Origin of the sequence: Zavarzinia aquatilis, assembly GCF_003173035.1 — a bacterium.
GTDB classification, from domain to species: domain Bacteria; phylum Pseudomonadota; class Alphaproteobacteria; order Zavarziniales; family Zavarziniaceae; genus Zavarzinia; species Zavarzinia aquatilis.
This window is the reverse complement of record NZ_QGLE01000005.1, coordinates 193,879-213,741: the sequence shown is the minus strand read 5'-3', so window position 1 is coordinate 213,741 and position 19,863 is coordinate 193,879. Positions and strand designations below refer to the sequence as shown.

Sequence of the window (19,863 nt, the reverse complement as noted above, 5' to 3'; positions counted from 1 at the left end):
CGGCGTCTCTGGCACCGCCGCCCCTGCCCTGCCGGACCCCGGAGGTGGGCCGGTCAACCCTTGTGATGGACCTCCTGCAGGCCGTAGACCGGCGTCGGCAGGCCTTCCATCCGCGCCTTCAGCTGCAGCGACAGATATTGCGAATAGTGGCGCGACTGATGCAGGTTGCCGCCGTGGAACCACAGATTGTCCTGCTGGGTCGGCTTCCACATGTTGCGCTGCTCGCCCTCCCACGGGCCCGGGTCCTTGGTGGTGTCGGAGCCGAGGCCCCAGCATTTGCCGACCTTGTCCGCGACCTCGCGGCTGATCAGGTCGGCCGCCCAGCCGTTCATCGAGCCATAGCCCGTGGCATAGACGACGAGATCGGCCGGCAGCACCGTGCCATCCTTCAGCACCACCGCATCCTCGGTCAGATGGCTGACGTCGCTGCCCGACTTCAGCTTGATCGAGCCGTCGATGACGAGATCGCAGGCGCCGACGTCGATGTAATAGCCCGAGCCCCGGCGCAGGTATTTCATGAACAGGCCCGAGCCGTCGTCGCCCCAGTCCAGCATGAAACCGGCCGCTTCCAGCTTGTCGTAGAAATCCTTGTCCCGTTCGCGCATCCGGTCGTAGAGCGGGATCTGGAACTCATGCATGATCCGGTAGGGCAGCGAGGCGAAGATGAGATCGGCCTTCCGCGTGGTCACGCCCGCCGCCACCGCCCGCTCGGAATAGAGATCGCCGAGGCCGATATCCATCAGCGTGTCCGAACGCACGATATGGGTCGAGGAGCGTTGCACCATGGTGACATCGGCCCCCGCTTCCCACAGCGCGGCGCAGATATCATGGGCGGAATTGTTGGAGCCGATGACGACGACCTTCCGGCCGGCATAGGCATCCGGCCCCGGGTGCTGCGACGAGTGCTGCTGCTCGCCCTTGAAGACGTCCTGGCCCGCGAACGTCGGCACATTGGCCTTGCCCGACATGCCGGTGGCGAGGACGAGTTGCTTCGGCCGCAGCACGACCTCCTTGCCCTCGCGCTCGACCGTCACCACCCATTCCTGCGCCGCCTCGTCGAAACGGGCGGATTTGCAGGTGGTGGAGGACCAGTAGTTCAGCTCCATCACCTTCGTGTACATTTCCAGCCAGTCGCCGACCTTGTCCTTGGGCGTGAACACCGGCCAGTTCTCGGGGAAGGGAATATAGGGCAGGTGGTCGTACCAGACCGGATCGTGCAGGCAGAGCGACTTGTAACGCTTGCGCCAGGAATCGCCCGGCCGGGCGTTCTTCTCGATGATGATGGTGGGCACGCCGAGCTGGCGCAGCCGGGCGCCGAGGGCGATGCCGCCCTGACCGCCGCCGATGACGAGGACATAGGGCTGGGTCTCATAGCCCAGCTCCCGCGCTTCCTGCGCGCGTTTCTCGGTCCAGGTCTTGCGGTCGCGGTCGTGGCCGTGCTCGGCGCCCAGGGGCCGGCGGATGCCCTTCGGCTCCTCGTGACCCTTGAGTTCGCTCATGGTGGTCAGCAGGGTCCAGATGCGGCCATCGCGGATGCGGATATGGCCGTAACCCCGGGCGTGCGCGGTCTCGAAGTCGAACCAGCCGTCGGTGACGCCGCCCGCTTCCGAGGCCGCCTGCGTGGCATCCTGCACGAAGCCGCGCGGGGCGATCCGGGCCAGCTGGCTTTGCAGCATGGCGCGGACCTCGTCCCGCCCCTCCATGGTCTTCAGGTTCCAGGTCAGGGTGACGAGATCGCGCCAGTAGCAATCGGTGGCGAAGAGATCGACCGCCCCCTCGATATCGCCTTTCACCAAGGCTTCGTCGAGGCGGCTGAGCACCGCGTTGACGCGGGTCGATGGACTGGTGTCGAGCATGGTTTCCTCCCTGTTGTGCTTGGGCAGGAAATGGCAAGTCGCGTGCCAGTCCGGAAAGGGCGGAATGTCTGGGCCGCCCTGTGGCGAAAGGCCCCGGCAACGCCACAGCTGCGGCGCTACACCCCGAGGCCGAGGCGCTTCATCTGCCGGTGCACCGTCGTCCGGTCGAGGCCGAGGCGCCGCGCCGCTTCCGAGACATTGCCCCGGCAGTCGCGCAGCACGGCTTCCAGCGCCTGGCGGCGCGGATCGCTCGCCGGTGCCGAGCGGTGAAAATGTTCCGGCAGGTCGGCGACCTCGATCCTTCCGCCCTCGCACAGGGCGGCGGCGACGGACATCGCATTGTCCAGCTCACGGATATTGCCCGGCCAGTCGTGGCCGCGCAGCAGGTCGCGCGCCGGCGCCGACAGGGCGAGCGCGCCGCCCTTCGGCCGGTGACGCTCGATCAGGCGGTCCAGCACCCAGTCGAAATCCCGCCGCGCGCGGAGGGGCGGCAGGGTCAGGGTCGCGGCGTTCAGCCGGTAATAGAGGTCGGCGCGGAACCGCCCCGCCGCCACCAGTTCCGCGAGATCGCGGTGCGAGGCGGAGAGAATGCGCACGGTAACCGGCCGCGGCCGCGTCGCGCCGACGGGCGTCACTTCCTTTTCGGCGAGGACGCGCAGCAGCCGGGCCTGCAACACCAGCGGCATGTCGCCGATTTCGTCGAGGAACAGGGTGCCGCCGTCCGCCGCCTCGATCAGGCCCTTGCGCCCGCCCGCCGCCGCCCCGGTGAAGGCGCCGGGGGCATGGCCGAACAGCTCGCTCTCGATCAGGGTTTCGGGGATCGCCGCGCAATTGACCGCGACATAGGGGCCGGACAGGCCGCTGCCGTCGTGCAGCGCCCGGGCGAGGAATTCCTTGCCCGTGCCGGTCTCGCCCTGAATGAGGATCGGCACCGGTTTCGGCGCCAGTTTCGCCGCCCGGACCTGCAACGCCTCCATCGCCGGATCGGCGCCGCCGAGGGCGCGCAGGGGCGCCGGAATCTCGTCCCGCCGGGGCAGCAGGCTGCGGGCAACCTTGTGCTGCGGCTCGATCGCATGGGCGAAGAGACTGTTGCCGTCGCGCGCCACCAGCAGCCGGTCGTGGGTCGGGCGACGGCGCGTCAGCTCGGGCAGGTCGTCGACATCCATGGTGAAATAGTCGGACAGGGGCCGGCCGATCAGCCGGTCGGGCCGGCGCCAGTCGCCGCCCGCCGCCGCCGCCAGGATGCGGGCGCCGCCGTGGGTCATGCCCCGGATGCGCCCCGAGGCATCGACCGAGACCGCCGCCTCTGGATCGACGTCGAGGAATTCCGGGGAACGGGCGAAGCGCAGCACCCAGTCGTGCCGGGCCTGCGCCATCAGATGGGCCAGCTCGATCCGCCGCGCCGTCGCGCTGACGAGATGGAGCGCCAGCCGCTGGCTGGTCTTCTGCAGGGGCGACGACAGCAGCGAGATGTCGAGCACCGCCGCCAGTTCGCCGTCGGCGCGATAGATCGGCGCGGCGGTGCAGGACAGCGGCGTGTGGGTATTGTCGAAATGGTCGGTCTGATGAATGGTCAGGGCTTCGCCCTGCTCGATGCAGGCACCGACCGCGCAGGTCCCCGCCCGCGCCTCCGACCATTCGGCGCCGAGATAGAGCCCGGCCTTGCGCAACTGCCCATTCCATTGCGGATCGCCCAGGAAATCGACGGTGACGCCCTGTCGGTCGGCCAGCAGCAGCACGTAATTCTGGCCGGCGATATGGCGGTAGAGACCTTCGAGCCCGGATCGGGCGATGGCGATCAGGTCTTCCGACTGCTGGCGATGCTCGCGCAGGCGCCCGTCCGGCACGATATAGGCTTCGCAGGCCTGTGCCGGGTCGAGGCGATGATCGCGGATGCAGCGCAGCCAGGACTGGACGACCGTCGCGTCGCGGTCGCTGTCAGCCCCCGCGCCGACCCGCTCGATCTCGCGGATATGGTCGACGGGCGAGAGCATGGATTACGGCCGCCGGTCTTCCGGCTTTCCGTCCCCTTCGTTGTTTCTCCCTGATACTCACTGTGCACGGCATCGGCCGCGATGCCAACGGCACTAAAGGACGAGGGCGGCCGCATCCCCGCCCGTCTGACAGGGGATGCGGCGGACCATGGATCAGTCGCCGCTTTCGCCGGCGGCGACGATGGCTTTCAGGGCGATGTCGCTGCGGCAGAAGCCGCCGGGCCAGTCGATCTTGCCGACCGCTTCATAGGCGATCTCGCGGGCCCTGGTGATGGTCTCGCCCAGCGCCGTCACATTGAGGACACGGCCGCCGACAGGGACGAAGTGATCGCCAACAGCCCGGGTCGCGGCGTGGAATACCTTCACGTCCGGCACAGCAGCCGCGGCATCGAGGCCACGGATTTCGCCGCCGGGCAGCAGATCGCCCGGATAGCCATTGGTCGCGAGCACAACCGAGACCGCCGGGCGCGAGTCCCATTCGATGTTCAGCCTGTCGAGGACACCATCGGCGGCGGCGATCAGCACGGGCAGAAGATCGCTCTTCATCCGCATCAAGAGCACCTGGCATTCGGGATCGCCGAAGCGGACATTGTATTCGATCAGCTGCGGGCCCGTGCCGGTCAGCATCAGGCCGGCATAGAGCACGCCCTTGAACGGCCGGCCTTCCGCCGACATGGCGGCGACGGTCGGGCGGATGATGCGGGCCATCACCTCGTCGACCATGGCCGGCGTCATCAGCGGCGACGGCGCGACCGCGCCCATGCCGCCGGTGTTCGGGCCTTCGTCATTGTCGAAGACGCGCTTGTGGTCCTGGGCGCTGCCCAGCGCGACGACGTGGCGGCCGTCGGCGATGGCGAAGAAACTCGCCTCCTCGCCGTCGAGGAAGGCTTCGATGACGATTTCGGAGCCGGCCGAGCCGAAACGGCCAGAGAAGCAATCCTCTACCGCCTCGATGGCCTCGTCCCTTGTCGTCGCGATGACGACGCCCTTGCCGGCGGCGAGCCCGTCGGCCTTGATCACGATCGGCAGGCCCTGCTTCTCGAGATAGGCGAGGGCCGAGGCCTTGTCGTGGAACCGGCCATAGCCGGCCGTCGGAATGTCGTGGCGGGCGCAGAGGTCCTTGGTGAAGCCCTTGGAGCCTTCGAGCTGGGCGGCGGCCGCGGTCGGCCCGAAGACCTTGATGCCTTTCTCGGTCAGCTTGTCGACGAGGCCGAAGACCAGCGGCGCTTCCGGCCCGACGACGACGAAGTCGATCTTCTCGGCCCGGATCAGGGCCAGCACCCGGTCAGTCTCGCGGAAATCGAGGTCGATGCAGGTCGCGACCTCGGCGATGCCGCCATTGCCCGGGGCGCAGAACAGCCGGCCCATGAGCGGCGATTTCGCCAGCGCCCAGCACAGGGCATGTTCGCGTCCGCCGCTGCCGATCACCAGAACATTCATCGAAAAAGACCTCACCCAACTTTCCGGACCCAACTTTCCGGCCCTGCTTGTATCATGAACCCATGAGCATGGAAGACGCAGCCGCCCCGAATCTGCCCGAGATGTCGGTCTCGGAACTCTCGGGCCTTCTCAAACGCACGGTGGAGGACCGTTTCGCCCTCGTCCGGGTGCGGGGCGAATTGTCGGGCGTGAAGCGTCATTCCTCCGGCCACCTCTATTTCGCGCTGAAGGACGCCGATGCCGTGCTCGACGGCGTCGCCTGGCGCAATGTCGCCGGAAGGCTGAAATTCCGGCCCGAGGATGGGCTGGAAGTGATCGCCACCGGCCGGCTGACCACCTATCCCGGCCGCTCGAAATACCAGATCCTTGCCGAGAGCCTGGAGCCGGCGGGGGCCGGCGCCCTGATGGCCCTGCTCGAGGAGCGGAAGCGGAAACTGGCGGCGGAAGGCCTGTTCGCCGCCGAGCGGAAACGCCCCCTGCCCTTCCTGCCGCAGGTCATCGGCGTTGTCACCTCGCCGACAGGCGCGGTGATCCGGGACATATTGCACCGCCTCGCCGACCGCTTTCCCCGCCCCGTGCTGGTCTGGCCCGTCGCCGTGCAGGGCGAAGGCGCGGCGGATCAGGTGGCGCGGGCCATTCGCGGCTTCAACGCCATCGCGCCGGGCGGTGCCATTCCCCGGCCCGATCTGCTGATCGTCGCCCGGGGTGGCGGCAGCCTCGAAGATCTCTGGGCCTTCAACGAGGAAGTGGTGGTGCGCGCGGCGGCGGAAAGCGCCATTCCGCTCATCTCCGCCGTCGGGCACGAGACTGACACCACGCTGATCGACTTCGCCTCGGACCGGCGGGCGCCGACACCGACCGCCGCCGCCGAAATGGCGGTGCCGGTGCGGGCCGACCTTCTCGACCGGGTCGAGGAACTGGGCGGCCGGGCGCGCATGGCGACGCGCCGCCTGCTGGTGGAACACGACACGCGGCTGTCCGGCCTCGCCCGGGGCCTGCGTCACCCCCGCAGCCTGATCGAAGCCGGGGAGCAGCGCCTCGACGACCTTGCCGAGCGGCTGCCGCGCGCGTTGCGCGGGTTGATCGCCGACCGGCGCCGGCAACTGGCCGAAGTCTCGGGCGGGTTGCGCCCCCATGTCCTGACCGGCGAGCTGCGCCAGAAGGCGGAGCGGCTGGCGCAAGTCTCCGAACGGCTCGCCCCCGCCGCCCGCCGCCTGTTCGAGCGGGCGGAGCGGCAGCTGGCGACGCCCGCGCAATTGCTGGAAAGCCTGTCCTATCACCGCGTGCTGTCGCGCGGCTATGCCGTCGTCCGGCGCGCGGGCAAGCTGGAAACCGCCGCTGCCGCGCTCCATCCGGGCGATGCGCTGGAGATCGAATTCGCCGACGGCCGCGTTGGCGCCGTCGCCGCGGGTGATCCCCCGCGCCGCCGCCGCAAGACCGACCTTCCCCCGCCCGAGCAGGGCACCCTGATCTGACCGAAGATGACGATGGACGCCGACGCCCCCGCCAAACTCCTCTACGACCACGGACAATTCCGCATCCTGTGGCCGGGAACCCATGTCGTTTGCGCCGCCACCGGCGCGCGCATCGCCCTCGAAGACCTGCGCTACTGGTCGGTCGACCGGCAGGAGCCCTATGTCTCGCCGCAGGCCGCGCTGCAACAGGCCGGCCTCGCCCCGAAACCATGAGGATCGCCCTCGCCTTCACCCTGCTGACGGCGCTGGTGGCCCCCGCCGCCGCCGCGACCCTCGACGGCGAGGTGGCGCAGGGCGCGCTCGTTACCGGACATGCGGCGCCGGGGGAGCGCATCTCTTACGACGGACGCGAATTGCATATCGCGCCCGACGGCCGCTTCGCCCTCGGTCTTGGCCGGGACGCGAGTGGCGCGCTGACCCTGCAGGTGACCGGCCCCGCCGGCACGACCACGCTGAGCCGCCCCATCGCGCCCCGCGACTGGCAGATCCAGCGCATCGACGGACTGCCGGACAAGAAGGTGAACCCGGACCCCGAGGGCCTGAAGCGGATCGAGACAGAACGGGCCAGGATCAAGGCCGCCCGCGCCATCGACCGCATCGCCTACGATTGGGAAGCGGGCCTGCAATGGCCGGCCCGGGGGCGGATTTCCGGCGTCTACGGCAGCCAGCGCATCCTGAACGGCGAAGCCCGGCAACCGCACCTCGGCCTCGACGTCGCGGTGCCGGAGGGCACACCGGTCGCCGCTGCCGCTGCGGGACAGGTGACGCTGGCGGAGCCCGATCTCTATTTTACCGGCGGCACCGTCATCATCGACCATGGCGCCGGGGTGCAGACGCTTTATGCCCATCTATCCCGCGTCGACGTGCGGGTCGGGCAGACGGTGAAGGCGGGCGATGTCATCGCGCTGTCCGGCAAGACCGGCCGGGTGACCGGCGCCCATCTGCATTTCGGCCTCGCCTGGTATGGGCTGCAACTCGACCCGGCGCCGCTGTTGCCGCCGCAATAGGCCTCAGCCGAGCAGCACGAAGAGGAACAGCAGCGGCAGTGTCGCCCAGATCAGGGCGAAGACCAGCGCCCGCCTGAAATAGGCGAGGATCAGCGCCGGCAGGGCCGAGACGGCGCAGGCGATGCCGGCGACGACGGCGAAGCCCTCCGCCATGCCGTTGCCCGCCGCATCCGACTGGATGAACAGCGCCTGCCACAGCAGCAGGAGGAACAGGGCGACCTGCAAACCGGCGGCGGCGAAGACGGCGGCGCGCATGACCCTACCTCGTGTTGAGGAACAGGATCAGGTCGAGGGACGGCGCCTCCCGGCCCAGCAGCGACAGAAGGCCGTGCGCCTGGCCCCGGTGGTGGGTCTGGTGGTTAAAGACATGGGTCAGCATGTCCGAGACGCGATTTTCCGCGTCGCCCCGCGTCATGGTGCGATAGGCGATGGTGGCGGCGAAATCCGCCGACGCCATGCCGTCGACAAGGTCGATCAGGCGCCGGTCCACCTCCCGCCGCGCGGCGTCGAGGGCGGCGAAATCCTCGTGCAGGGTCTGGTCGAGGCTGGTGATCCCCGCCGCCGGCTTGCCGGTGAAGCGGCCGAGCCAGATCAGGTCGGCGACCAGGATGTGGTTCAGCGTGCCCCGGATGGAGCCGAAGAAGGCCTTGAGGTCGCGGGTGAAATCCTCGGCCGGCAGGGCACCGACCGCCTCATAGAGCCGCCGGTTGGCCCAGTCGTTATAGGCCGCGAAGTCCTGGAAATGCGCCTTCACGGCTCACCCCTCCCGCCCCAGGGTGGCCATGACTTCCTTCCATTCGCGGACGGAAAGACCGCTGTCCTCGCGGCTCATGGGCTTGCCGTCGATCATGGATTTCACCACGGCGAGCGCCTTGGCCGACAGCAGAACCCCGCCCTGCCGGTAGTTCGAGAAGGCGTCATAGGTCGCGGGCACCCAGCGCCTGAGCACATCGGCCATGGCCTCGGCATAGACGCGGATTTCATACTGCGCGTGAGGATCGGCCCGCAAGGACAGGAAATGCATGAAATTGTGCAGGTCGGTCTTCCAGTACCATTGGGTATAGAAGTTCAGCGACAGGTTCATGCGGGCGAGTTCGCGGGCAAGGCCGGTGACCGCCACCGTCTCGGCCGAGGCGGCGAGGCCGCGATCCTCCTCCGCCACCTCGTCGCCGGTGCCGAGCATTTCGAGGTAATGGTCGTAGTTCCGCTCCGCGTCCTCGCGCAGCAGCTTCATGACCTTTTCCGCCTGATCGGGCGGCAGCACATCGCCCCGGCCCTGACGGTTGGAGGCGGATTGCGCGGCCAGGTGCTCGGGCTTCGGGATGTAGAATTCCCGGTCGAGCAGCGAATAGCGCGCCGAATATTCGTTCACATTGGCGGTGCGATGGCGGATCCACTGGCGCGCGACGAAGATCGGCAGCTTCACATGGAATTTGATCTCGCACATCTCGAAGGGGGTCGAGTGGCGATGGCGCATCAGGTAGGCAATCAGCCCGGCGTCTTCCCGCACCTTCTTGGTGCCTTTGCCGTAGGAAACGCGGGCCGCCTGCACCACCGCCGCGTCGTCGCCCATATAGTCGATGACGCGGACGAAGCCATGGTCGAGCACCGGGATGACGTCGTAGAGAATCTCCTCGAGGGCGGGCACGGTCGCGCGGCGCGTCACGAAACTCTGGGCGCGCAGGGCGTCGATTTCGGCCTGTTGCTCGGGGGTCATGTCTCTCGAACCTTCCTGATCAGATGCCCTGGTGCTCGTGGTTCAGCAGGGTCCCGCAGTGCTTGCAGTGAATCGCATCGCGGTCGTGGCGGATCAAGCCACAGCCGCTGCATTTGAGATAGATGCCGGTCGGCCGCAGCACCGCCCGCACCAGATTGAGGAACAGGCTGACCCCGACGATCATCACGATCACCGACAGGATGCGGCCCCATTGCCCGGTCAGGGTGACATCGCCGAAACCCGTCGTGGTCAGGGTGGTGACGGTGAAATAGACCGCGTCGGCATAGGTATGCACATCGGGGTTCACCCGGTGCTGAAAGGCGAAGATCACCCCGGACATCACGAAGACGAAGACGAAGAGATCGAGCCCGGCGCGCACCGCCATCTCCTTCTCCTCGAGCCAGGGCGAGAGGTGCTTGAGCTGGCCCAGCACCTGATAGGAGACGGCGATACGCTGTGCCCGCAGGATGCGCAGGAAGGCGAGGCTTTCCAGCCCCGGCACCAGCAGCGAGGCGACGACGACGAGATCGAACAGGGTCGACGGCCGCAGCAGATGGCGGATCAGGCGCGGCGCGATCCACAGCCGCGCCCCGACGTCGAGCGCCATGACGATGCCGATGGCGATATCAACCTGCCAGGGCGCCGCCTCGGCGATGAAGGAGAAGACGACGAAATAGACGACGGTCGACAGATCGAAGACGAGGAGGAAATAGCGGAAGGCGACGGTCACCGGATCGCTGCCCCGGTAAAGGTCGGCGACGCGCAGGCGCAGCGACGGGCGATGCGCCCGGACCCGCTTGTGCGCGTGCCGCTCCTTCCCTGCTTCCGTCATCCCCGATTCCGTCCGCTCACGATATGCCTTCAAATCCCGCGGACGATGCCCTATATCTGGCGTGTCGGGCAACCGACTATGGCGATAAACGAAGTTCGGAATAGACGTTACGGACCCGGGGGCGGTACCCGGCGCCTCCACCATGTGCCGATGGGCAGCCGACGTTTCGTCGGCAGATGATGGGGGCGAAACAGGATCGACGTGCGTAGTAAAGGGACGTTCTTTCGCTCGGCATGATACCGCCGTTATCGGGTCAAAACCACAAGTGCCAACGACAACGAAATGGCGCTCGCTGCCTAACTAGTTAGGCAAGCGCGGTCCGGGGGGCACCGGGCAACAGAAGCCCCCCACCTTTCCCAATTCCCGATTCTCTCGCGGACATTGGCGCGCGGAAGCGCCATGGCCCAGCCGCCGTCGAGACGGCACCGGACCGCGGTCGACGACCGAAGCGCGGTAGTTTCAATTGTCGTGAGGCGATGGACGCGATTGGCTGGGGGACCTGGATTCGAACCAGAGCTACCGGAGTCAGAGTCCGGGGTTCTACCGCTAAACTATCCCCCAGCGGGATCGTCGCGACGAGGCCGGGGTTATAGTCTCGCGAATCGCGCCTGTCAATCGTCAGACGCAGCCTCGTCTCGACGGGCCCATTCGCGTCGAAGTCTTGACAAGGCGCGGCGCCCGAGTATGTTCGCGGTTCATTTTTTCAAGGCGCCACGGATGGCGCCCGCTGGAGTCTGTCATGGCCAAGCCGACCACGCTGAAGATCAAGCTCCTCAGCACCGCCGAGACCGGGTACTTCTACGTCACCAAGAAGAACCCCCGCACGAAGACCGAGAAGCTGTCGCTGAAGAAGTACGACCCGATCGTGCGCAAGCACGTCGAGTTCAAGGAAACCAAGATCAAGTAAGGAACGCAAACCGCGTTCCTCTGCCCTGCGGGCAGCCTGCTTGTTCGCGCCATCGGCGGCCCTTAAGGTGCCGCCGTTGTCTTTTGCGCCGAACGGAGACCGAAGCATGGCTGCCGCCCCCTTGTCGACCGAACAGTGGGAATCCCGCGCCCGGGCGCTGGACATCCGCCACCTGGCCTTCATCGACGGCCGCTTCGTGCCCGCCGCCGCCGGCCGCACCTTTGCCCGAATCTCGCCCATCGACGGCCGCGTGCTGACGCATGTCGCCGAATGCGACGCGGATGATGTCGATCATGCCGTCGCCTCGGCCCGCCGCGCCTTCGAATCCGGCGCCTGGTCGCGCATGGCGCCCAAGCTGCGCAAGAAGGTGCTGCTGAAGCTGGCCGAATTGATGCGCAAGCACGCCGACGAACTCGCCCTGCTCGAGACCCTCGACATGGGCAAGCCGATCGGCGATTCCCTCGCCGTCGACGTCCCCGCCTCCGCCAACACGATCCAGTGGTATGCCGAGGCGATCGACAAGGTCTATGACGAGATCGCGCCGACCGCGCATAACGCCTTCGGCCTCGTCACGCGCGAGCCCATTGGCGTCGTCGCCGCCGTGGTGCCGTGGAATTTCCCCCTTCTCATGACCTGCTGGAAACTGGGCCCTGCGCTCGCCACCGGCAATTCCGTCGTGCTGAAGCCGGCCGAACAGAGCCCGCTGACCGCGCTGCGCCTCGCCGAACTGGCGGCGGAGGCGGGCTTGCCGCCGGGCGTCCTCAACGTGTTGCCGGGCTTCGGCGAGACGGCGGGCGCCGCCCTTGGCCTGCATATGGATGTCGATGCCGTCACCTTCACGGGCTCGACCCAGGTCGGGAAATATTTCCTCGAATATTCCGGCCGCTCGAACATGAAGGTGGTCAGCCTCGAATGCGGCGGCAAGTCGCCCCATATCGTCATGAAGGACTGCGGCAACCTCGATCTCGCCGCGACCAAGGCGGCCTGGGGCATCTTCTACAATCAGGGCGAGGTTTGCACCGCCGGCTCCCGCCTCCTCGTCGAGGAGCCGATCAAGGAGGAATTCCTCGAGAAGCTGGCCAGGGTCGCGGCGACGATCCAGCCCGGCAATCCGCTCGACCCGGCGACCAAGATGGGCGCCATCGTCGACGAGAAGCAGATGGAACGGGTGCTGTCCTATATCGAGACCGGCAAGGATGAAGGCGCCTCGGTCCGCCTCGGCGGCAACCGGGCGCGAATCGAGAGCGGCGGCTTCTATATCGAGCCGACGGTGTTCGACGGCGTGCAGCCGGCGAGCCGCATCGCCCAGGAAGAAATCTTCGGCCCAGTGCTGTCGACCATCACCTTCAACGGCCTTGACGAGGCGATCCGCGTCGCCAATGGCACGATCTTCGGTCTCGCCTCGGCAATCTGGACCAAGGATATCGACAAGGCCCTGACCGCCGCCCGCAACCTTCGCGCCGGCATGGTCTGGATCAACGGCTGGGACGAGGACGATATCACCGTGCCCTTCGGCGGCTTCAAGCAGTCGGGCTTCGGGCGCGACCGCTCGCTCCACGCCATGGAAAAATATACCCAGCTGAAGTCGACCTGGATCAGCATCCGCTGACCGGCACACTGTATCTATCAGGCGTCGTCCCGGCGAAGGCTGGGACGACGCCTGCGAGAGGCGCCCTTCCCGCCTCAGGGCGTGGCGATGGCGAAATCCGTCGGCGGCACCTTCAGGCTGCCGAGCAGCGCAGCCAGCGCCGCGGGATCGCCCTCGACCGCGAGCCCGCCCGAGGCGACGACATCCGGCAGCTTTGCCATGCCGGAAATGACCATCAGGAAGGCAGACCGCTTGCCGGTGATCGTCACCGCCGCCTTGTCGGCGAGGCCAGGTTCGCGGGTCAGCACGCTGTGGCGCAGCACGAGGTGGTGCTGCTCGTTACGGTCGGTGAAGGCGAGGTTGAGGGTGATGTCCTTGTCCGCCGCCTTCGCAGGGTCCAGCCGCACCGCCATCAGGTCGAACAACAGGGCGGAGGGCATGGAGCGCACGGTGTCGATCCCACCGGCCTGGGCCATGCCATGATGCTCGCCGGTGCGCAATTCCGAAGCGCCCGAGAGATAGATGTTCCGCCATGGCGCGCTTTCGGCCTGATAGCCCAGCTGCTCCCAGGTGTCGGCCAGCAGGGCCCGGGCTTTCGCATCGTCGGGCGCGGCGAAGACGAGGTGTTTCAGCAGCTCCGCCGCCCAGCGGTAGTCGCCCTTGTCGAAGGCGGCCTGCCCCTTGGCCAGCACCGCGTCCGGCCCGCCCATCGCCTCGACATAATGTTTCGCGGCGTCCTCGGGCGGCAGCGGGTCGAGGGAGGACGGATTGCCGTCATACCAGCCCATGTAACGCTGATAGACCGCCTTGGAATTGTGGCGCATGGTGCCATAGTAACCGCGATTGTACCATTCGCGCGCCAGCACCGGCGGCAGGGCGATGGCTTCGGCGATTTCCTCGCCGGTCAGCCCCTCGTTCATCAGACGCACCGACTGGTCGTGCAGGTAGCGATAGGCGTCGCGGTGCTTCACCAGGAAATCATTGATCTCCGCTTCCCCCCAGCGCGGCCAGAAATGGCTGGTGAACATCACGTCGGTCCGCTTGCCATAGAGCCTTATGGATTCGCCCAGATATTCGGCCCAGGCCCTGGCATCGCGCACCAGCGCACCGCGCAAGGTGAGGATATTATGCATCGAGGCATTGGCGTTCTCGGCGAGGCAAAGGGCGCGCCAGTCGGGGAGGTAGATATTCATTTCCGACGGCGCCTCGGTCCCCGGCGTCATCTGGAATTCGAGGGTGACGCCGTCGATCACCATCTGCTGGCCGGTCTTCGTCACCTCGTCGGTCGGCGGGATGATGGTGACGGTGCCGGCCGAAAGCCCGGGGCCGATGCCGGTCGAAAGCTGGCCCTCCGCGCCACGCGGCAGGAAGCTGCCATACATGAAGGTGGCGCGCCGGCCCATGGCGTTGCCGGCGATGACGTTTTCCGACACGGCGTGTTCGAGAAAGCCCTGCGGCGCGATCACCTTCACCTTGCCGGCGTCGACATCGGCCTGTTCCACGATGCCGCGCACGCCGCCGTAATGATCGACATGGCTATGGGTATAGATGACGGCGTGGATCGGCTTCTCGCCCAGCTGCTTCGAGACGAGGCCATAGGCCGCCTTGGCCATTTCCGCCGAAATCAGCGGGTCGATGACGATCCAGCCGGTCTTGCCTTCGATGAAGGTAATGTTGGAAATGTCGAAGCCGCGCACCTGATAGATATGATCGGCGACCTTGAACAGACCATGACGGGCGAGCAGCCCGGCCTGCCGCCACAGGCTGGGGTTCACCGTCGCTGGCGCCGGTCCTTTCAGGAAATCATAGGCGGCGAAGTCCCAGACCAGCCGGCCGTCCTCTGTCATCACCTTCTGCCCGGCGAGATCGGCGATGAAGCCGCGCGAAGCCAGCTCGAAATCCCGGGCATCCTCGAAGGGCAGGCCGGCGGCGACGGCGGCATTGGCTTCGACCGTCGCCGGGGTCGCGGGCTTCGGTCCCGCCGCGTCCTCCCCCCGAGCCGCCAGCGCCCATAGCGCCGCCCCCGCGAGGCCGACGCCCAGCATCCACTTGTTCATGATCCCGCTCCTCCCCGCCCCCGCATTCGGCCGGGGGTCGTTATGGGGCACGAGGATCGGCCATGCGCCCTGTCGCGGCAATGCCCGAAACGGGCACCCCTCGCTCAGTCGCGGGGCGCGGGCGGCAAGAACTGGCGCAGGGCGTCGAGGATGCGCTGGCGCGCGCTGGCGCTGTCGGTGAAATAGGCGGCGCCGCAGCGGTAGCGGCCCGCCTCGTCCTGCACCAGATAGCCCCGGTTCAGCAGGGGGCCGAGCTTGCGCCGCAAGGTCTCGCGCGGGCAGCCGGTCAACTTCGCGAGGCGCAGCAAGGGCATTCCACGGTCATCGCCGCCGATCATCTGGCGCAGCAGCAGGCGCACCACCGCGCCCTGCTCGTCGCCGCCATGCAGGCGCTGCCGCTCGGCCGCGATAAGGTCGAGCAGATCGAGGAGATGACGGGTTTCGTCGATGCTGGCGGGATCGAGACCGGGGATCGGGGACGGGGCGGCGCCGTCGCTCACGCCGGCACCGTCAGGACGCGACTTCGGATCGGTTCCGACCGTCGCCCTTGGCCCTGTAGAGCGCGGCATCGGCCCGTTGCAGCACTTCCTCCGCAGCCTCGCCCGGGCGGGCCTCGGTCACACCGATGCTGACCGTGACCTGAAGTTCCCGGCCGTCACCGATCACGAAGGCTTCCTGTCCGATGACGCGCACCAGCCGCTGGGCGATCATCTGAGCTTCCATGCCGCTGGTTTCCGGCAGGACGATGACGAATTCCTCGCCGCCGACCCGGGCGGCGAGATCGACGCCGCGGATGTTCAGACGGATGCGATGGGCAAACTGCTTCAACACCGTATCGCCCGCCGCGTGGCCGAAGCGGTCGTTGATCGACTTGAAATGGTCGAGATCGAGGATCATCAGCGCGGTCGGCCGGGGCGAGGCGCCGTCGTGATTGGCGCGGCCGGCCAGATGGCTTTCGAGATAGCGCCGGTTATAAAGCCCGGTCAACGGGTCGATCACCGCCATTTCGACCGACATCTGCATGGTCTCGCGCAGCCGGTCCTGGAAACTCTTGCGCCGGAGCTGGGTATTCACCCGGGCCTGCAACTCGGCCCGGTCCGGCGGCTTGGTCACATAATCGTTGACGCCGAGATCGAGCGCGCGGAGCAGCGAGCGGTCGTCCCCGACCTTGGACAGCACGAGCACCGGAACCTGGCGCAACCGCTCGGACGAGCGCAGATGCGCGCACAGGCGCAGCCCGTTCTGCCCCGGCAGCGTCAGGCTGACGATCACCAGATCCCACAGATTGTCGCGCACCGCCTGTTTCGCCTCGACATCGCCGGTGACGAAACAGAGGCCGGTCTGATAGGCGAGCTGGCTGCGGATCAACTCGGTCATGGCCGGATCGTCCTCGACCACGAGGATCGAGGCATTGAGCAGGGCCGCCGCCTCGCGTGCGGGGTCGGCATGATTGGCAATGCCGAGGCTGAGCCCCGTCACCTCGCGCATCCGCAGCTCGTCGAACATGGTTTTCAGCCGGACGAGATTGCGCACCCGGGCGAAAAGCGCGACGTCATTGGTCGGCTTGGTCAGGAAATCGTCGGCCCCGGCCTCGAGCCCGGTGACACGGTCCGACGGCTGGTCGAGCCCCGTGATCATGACGACCGGAATATGGCTGGTCAGCGGATCGGCCTTCAGACGGCGGCAGACCTCGAAGCCGTCGATATCCGGCATCATCACGTCGAGCAGGATGATGTCCGGGCTTTCGCTGTGCGCCTTCTCCAGCGCCTCCTGCCCGCTGCCGGCCAGGACCACCTCGAAGAATTCGGCCAGCAGCTTCGCTTCCAGCACCTTGCGGATGACGTGGACGTCGTCGACCACCAGTACCTTCGCAGTCATGGTCGCGCGTGGAGCCTCCTGGCCGGCGTGAACAGAACATTGACCTCGGACGGGGCGCACCGGCATGGTGGCGGCACCCAACCTCGCAATGAAACAGCACTACAATGAATCGTCCGTGAATCGAAGCGCCGAACACGGGGGGAAGAGGCGAAGCACATATGACCAGAGACCGCGCCGAAACCATCGCCCTGATGGCCTTGGCCCATCTTGCCGCAGACGAAAACCTGTTGGGTCGTTTTATGGCCGAAACAGGCACAGATGCAACCGAATTGAAGGGTATGGCGGGCCAGCCGGAAATGTTGGGCGGGATTCTCGACTTCCTGCTGGGCGACGAAGCCCTGGTGATCGACTTCGCGGCGGCGGCCGGTCTGCGTCCCGAGGAACCGATGCGGGCCCGCATCGCCCTGCCGGGTTTCGCCGCCGGCGACCGGGGGGCGCTGTGATGTCGGCCCCGCGCATTCACGACAGCGTCGTGCCGCAGCTCGAGGCCCTCGTTCTCGAGGAGGGGCGACCGCTGGTGATCACCGACGCGGACGAAGTGCTGTTCCTGTTCCTGCAGGGCTTCGAGGCCTATCTCGAGGACAACGGCCACTACCTCGACCTGTCGTCCTTCGCCCTGGTCGGCAATATCAAGAATGCCGCGACCGAGGAAATGGCCCCGGTCGAAACCGCCAAGGACTTGCTGGACGGCTTCTTCCGCGAGCGGACCGAAACCATGACGCCGGTCCCCGGCGCCGCCGCCGCGCTGACCGCGCTCTCGGCCCGGGCGCAGGTCGTTGTCCTGTCCAACCTGCCGGAATCGTCGCGCGGCGCCCGGGAAAAGGCGCTGGCCCTCGCCGGGATGCCCTATCCCATCGTCGCCAATACCGGCCTGAAGGGCCCTGCGGTGCGCCACATGGCGGATATCGTGAAGGCGCCGGTGTTCTTCCTCGACGACATTCCGCACAACCACACGTCGGTCGCCCAGGCCGCGCCCGAGGTCCAGCGGGTGCATTTCGTCGCTGACCCGCGCCTCGCCCGGCTGATCGGCCCGGCCGAACATTGCCATCACCGGGTGGACGACTGGGACGAGGTCCGCAAGCTGATCGAGCAGGAACTGGCAAGTCTCGGGTGGTGACATGCGGGCCTATCGACACGGCATCGACCTCGGCGGCACCAAGACCGAGATCGTCACCATCGACGCCACGGGCCGCGAGCGGTATCGCCAGCGCACGACGACGCCGCGCGGCGACTATCCGGCGCTGGTGCGCAATATCGCCGGGCTGGTGCAGGGCGCGGAACGCCTCCTGGGCGGCGAAGGCGAGGTCGGCATCGGCCTGCCGGGCGCCATATCCGCCGTCACCGGCCGGGTGAAGAACGCCAACACGACCGAGCTGATCGGCGAGGATTTCGCTGGCGACCTCGCCGCCGCGCTGGGCCGCCCGGTCCGCCTCGCCAATGATGCCGACTGTTTCGCCCTGTCGGAAGCGACGGACGGCGCGGGCGCGGGCGCGGGCACGGTGTTCGGCGTCATCCTCGGCACTGGGGTCGGAGGCGGTGTCGTCGTGAAGGGGCAGCTGCTGTCCGGGCCGAACAGCATCGCCGGAGAATGGGGCCACAATCCCCTGCCCTGGCCGACGGACGAGGAACGCCCAGGCCCGGCCTGCTATTGCGGCAAGCACGGTTGCATCGAGACCTTTCTGTCGGGTCCGGGCCTCGCCCTCGATCACCGGGGCCGTAGCGGCGCCGTGCTGACCGCGCGCGAGATCGTCGCCCTGGCCGAGGGCGGCGATTTCGTCGCCCGCGACAGCCTCGACCGCTACAGCCGCCGTCTGGCCCGGGCCTTGGCGACGGTGATCAACATCCTCGATCCGCATGTCATCGTGCTGGGCGGGGGCCTGTCGAATGTGAAGGCGCTTTATCCGGCACTGCCGGGTCTGATCGCGCCGCTGGTCTTTTCCGACAGCTGCGAGACGGCGATCCGCCCCGCGCTGCACGGCGATTCATCGGGCGTCCGGGGCGCCGCCTGGCTGTGGCCAGCGGCGGCGCCCTGATCCGTCAGCGGACCCGATCCTTCAGCAGGAGGGGCGGGGCAGCGCCTCGATATCGCTGAGCACGGCGTCGATCGAGAAATCGCCATAGTCGAGCACGATGTCGCCCGAGATGCCGTTGGCGTAGAGGCGGAAGCCGACCTCATATTCCGGCAGTTCCTCGTTGCTGCCCGTCGTGAAGAAGGCAAGACGCACCGGCCAGGACGGCAGGCCCTTCAGCAGGTCGAGGCCCTTGCCGCCGAGGCCCGGCGGGTTGACGTCGCCCGCCTTGCCGATGACGCCGACGACATTGGAGCCGAGATCGTCGCTGGTGCCGTCGAACATCATGCGGGTCAGCAGCGGCTTGTGCGCCTTGGCCGCCTCGATCAGCTGCATCGTGTGCATGGTCGGGAACACGGTGCCGGGCGGCAGCGTCTCTTCCTTCGATTCGGGCTTGCTGTAATCGACGACACCGCTGCCATCTTCCTTCAGCTCGGCGGTGCCTTCGAAATTCTGGTCTTCCTCGCCGTTGACGATGTGGCGGGTCGAGAAGCGGAAGCGGCGGCCATCGGTCGCCTCCCAGTTGGCGACGCGGAAATCGGTCGTGGTCGCCGCGCCCTCGCCGTCGCTGAGGCGCATCTGCAGCCGCTGGGTCAGGGCGTAGCCATCGCAGGTATCGGAAAATTCGATGACCATGCGCCCGTCGGCGGCGGCCACGCCCGAGCCGTTGTCGCTGTCCGCCAGCTTCAGGTCGTAGATGGCCCGGTGCCCGGCCAGCCGGCCCTTTTCCGCGTCGAAGGTGACCGGCGTCGCGGGCACGATGGCGGCGGTGTCGGTGACGGCGGCCGGACTTTCCGCCGGACGCTCCGGCGCGGCCGCCACGGCGGTGGTCTCGGTCGTGCCGGAAGCGGTGGTGGCTTCGGGCGCGGACGCAGACTGGCCGGCCGACGCGCCTTCCCCGCCGCCGACGAACGCCCAGCGGCCAATGAAGAACAGGACGACCAGAACCGTCGTCAGCGCAATTGCCCGCCGCAACATCGGCACGTTACCTCCCACCCGACTCGGGTGCCCAGCAAATATGACATGGAAGAGCCAGCGACAAG

The 19,863-nt window shown here is 67.4% G+C and carries 19 protein-coding genes, 1 tRNA gene and 1 other RNA gene; 9 read left to right on the top strand and 12 right to left on the bottom strand.

The features are described from left to right. Window positions 1-53: 53 nt before the first annotated feature. The 3 genes from DKG74_RS10880 to purD all read right to left on the bottom strand — a co-directional run bounded on the left by DKG74_RS10880 (window position 54) and on the right by purD (window position 5,290). Window positions 54-1,856 (bottom strand): NAD(P)/FAD-dependent oxidoreductase, encoded by a 1,803-nt coding sequence (locus DKG74_RS10880; RefSeq protein WP_109905608.1) that lies wholly within the window; start codon window positions 1,854-1,856, stop codon window positions 54-56. Window positions 1,857-1,972: 116 nt separating this feature from the next. Further along, window positions 1,973-3,850 (bottom strand): sigma-54-dependent Fis family transcriptional regulator, encoded by a 1,878-nt coding sequence (locus DKG74_RS10875; protein WP_109905606.1) that lies wholly within the window; start codon window positions 3,848-3,850, stop codon window positions 1,973-1,975. 153 nt (window positions 3,851-4,003) lie between these two features. Continuing rightward, entirely contained in the window at window positions 4,004-5,290 is a 1,287-nt protein-coding gene (purD, locus tag DKG74_RS10870; protein WP_109905604.1) for a phosphoribosylamine--glycine ligase, read from the bottom strand. A 68-nt stretch (window positions 5,291-5,358) separates the two neighbouring features. On the opposite strand from purD, the gene xseA reads away from it, so the two are divergent. Genes xseA through DKG74_RS10855 form a run of 3 tightly spaced genes read left to right on the top strand, consistent with a single transcriptional unit; the run spans window position 5,359 to window position 7,772 of the window. Next, entirely contained in the window at window positions 5,359-6,765 is a 1,407-nt protein-coding gene (gene xseA, locus DKG74_RS10865) for an exodeoxyribonuclease VII large subunit (RefSeq protein ID WP_243404097.1), read from the top strand. 12 nt (window positions 6,766-6,777) lie between these two features. After that, on the top strand, window positions 6,778-6,978 hold the full coding sequence (locus DKG74_RS10860) for a DUF2093 domain-containing protein (protein WP_207779319.1): 201 nt from the start codon (window positions 6,778-6,780) through the stop codon (window positions 6,976-6,978). Then, window positions 6,975-7,772, top strand: a complete 798-nt coding sequence (locus DKG74_RS10855; RefSeq protein WP_109905598.1) for a M23 family metallopeptidase — start codon at window positions 6,975-6,977, stop codon at window positions 7,770-7,772. Before DKG74_RS10860 ends, DKG74_RS10855 begins: the two co-directional genes overlap by 4 nt. Window positions 7,773-7,775: 3 nt before the next feature. Here DKG74_RS10855 and DKG74_RS10850 read toward each other — a convergent pair whose 3' ends face one another. The 4 genes from DKG74_RS10850 to DKG74_RS10835 are packed head-to-tail and all read right to left on the bottom strand — an operon-like array spanning window position 7,776 to window position 10,321. Beyond that, window positions 7,776-8,027 (bottom strand): hypothetical protein, encoded by a 252-nt coding sequence (locus tag DKG74_RS10850; protein WP_109905596.1) that lies wholly within the window; start codon window positions 8,025-8,027, stop codon window positions 7,776-7,778. Between the two features lie 4 nt (window positions 8,028-8,031). Next, window positions 8,032-8,526: a DinB family protein gene (locus DKG74_RS10845; protein WP_109905594.1), complete on the bottom strand. Its 495-nt coding sequence runs from the start codon at window positions 8,524-8,526 to the stop codon at window positions 8,032-8,034. A 3-nt stretch (window positions 8,527-8,529) separates the two neighbouring features. Beyond that, window positions 8,530-9,489 (bottom strand): FAD-dependent thymidylate synthase, encoded by a 960-nt coding sequence (thyX, locus tag DKG74_RS10840; protein WP_109905592.1) that lies wholly within the window; start codon window positions 9,487-9,489, stop codon window positions 8,530-8,532. Between the two features lie 19 nt (window positions 9,490-9,508). Continuing rightward, on the bottom strand, window positions 9,509-10,321 hold the full coding sequence (locus tag DKG74_RS10835; RefSeq protein WP_109905590.1) for an ion channel: 813 nt from the start codon (window positions 10,319-10,321) through the stop codon (window positions 9,509-9,511). A gap of 24 nt (window positions 10,322-10,345) precedes the next feature. On the opposite strand from DKG74_RS10835, the gene ssrA reads away from it, so the two are divergent. Then, window positions 10,346-10,673, top strand: a transfer-messenger RNA (tmRNA) gene (gene ssrA, locus DKG74_RS10830). A 135-nt stretch (window positions 10,674-10,808) separates the two neighbouring features. Here the strand turns inward: ssrA and DKG74_RS10825 are convergent. Continuing rightward, window positions 10,809-10,882 (bottom strand) — tRNA-Gln (locus DKG74_RS10825). Window positions 10,883-11,060: 178 nt separating this feature from the next. On the opposite strand from DKG74_RS10825, the gene rpmG reads away from it, so the two are divergent. Both rpmG and DKG74_RS10815 read left to right on the top strand, forming a co-directional pair. Then, window positions 11,061-11,228: a 50S ribosomal protein L33 gene (gene rpmG, locus DKG74_RS10820; RefSeq protein WP_109905588.1), complete on the top strand. Its 168-nt coding sequence runs from the start codon at window positions 11,061-11,063 to the stop codon at window positions 11,226-11,228. 106 nt (window positions 11,229-11,334) lie between these two features. Beyond that, a complete protein-coding gene (locus tag DKG74_RS10815; protein WP_109905586.1) occupies window positions 11,335-12,837 on the top strand; it encodes an aldehyde dehydrogenase in 1,503 nt (500 codons plus the stop codon). Window positions 12,838-12,911: 74 nt separating this feature from the next. Here DKG74_RS10815 and DKG74_RS10810 read toward each other — a convergent pair whose 3' ends face one another. The 3 genes from DKG74_RS10810 to DKG74_RS10800 all read right to left on the bottom strand — a co-directional run bounded on the left by DKG74_RS10810 (window position 12,912) and on the right by DKG74_RS10800 (window position 16,751). Beyond that, window positions 12,912-14,873, bottom strand: a complete 1,962-nt coding sequence (locus DKG74_RS10810) for an alkyl/aryl-sulfatase (RefSeq protein WP_109905584.1) — start codon at window positions 14,871-14,873, stop codon at window positions 12,912-12,914. 104 nt (window positions 14,874-14,977) lie between these two features. Continuing rightward, window positions 14,978-15,373, bottom strand: a complete 396-nt coding sequence (locus tag DKG74_RS10805; RefSeq protein WP_109905582.1) for a helix-turn-helix domain-containing protein — start codon at window positions 15,371-15,373, stop codon at window positions 14,978-14,980. Window positions 15,374-15,383: 10 nt separating this feature from the next. Next, window positions 15,384-16,751, bottom strand: coding sequence for a PleD family two-component system response regulator (locus DKG74_RS10800; protein WP_109905580.1), 1,368 nt, complete (start codon window positions 16,749-16,751; stop codon window positions 15,384-15,386). 158 nt (window positions 16,752-16,909) lie between these two features. Between DKG74_RS10800 and DKG74_RS10795 the strand changes: the two genes are divergently transcribed. The 3 genes from DKG74_RS10795 to DKG74_RS10785 are packed head-to-tail and all read left to right on the top strand — an operon-like array spanning window position 16,910 to window position 18,784. Then, on the top strand, window positions 16,910-17,194 hold the full coding sequence (locus tag DKG74_RS10795) for a DUF3572 domain-containing protein (protein ID WP_109905578.1): 285 nt from the start codon (window positions 16,910-16,912) through the stop codon (window positions 17,192-17,194). Beyond that, a complete protein-coding gene (locus tag DKG74_RS10790; RefSeq protein WP_109905576.1) occupies window positions 17,194-17,868 on the top strand; it encodes a hypothetical protein in 675 nt (224 codons plus the stop codon). Before DKG74_RS10795 ends, DKG74_RS10790 begins: the two co-directional genes overlap by 1 nt. A gap of 1 nt (window position 17,869) precedes the next feature. After that, a complete protein-coding gene (locus DKG74_RS10785; protein WP_109905574.1) occupies window positions 17,870-18,784 on the top strand; it encodes an ROK family protein in 915 nt (304 codons plus the stop codon). 21 nt (window positions 18,785-18,805) lie between these two features. On the opposite strand, the gene DKG74_RS10780 is transcribed toward DKG74_RS10785, so the two are convergent. Beyond that, complete coding sequence (locus DKG74_RS10780) at window positions 18,806-19,798, bottom strand: cell envelope integrity EipB family protein (protein ID WP_109905572.1); 993 nt, start codon at window positions 19,796-19,798, stop codon at window positions 18,806-18,808. Between the last annotated feature and the right edge of the window lie 65 nt (window positions 19,799-19,863).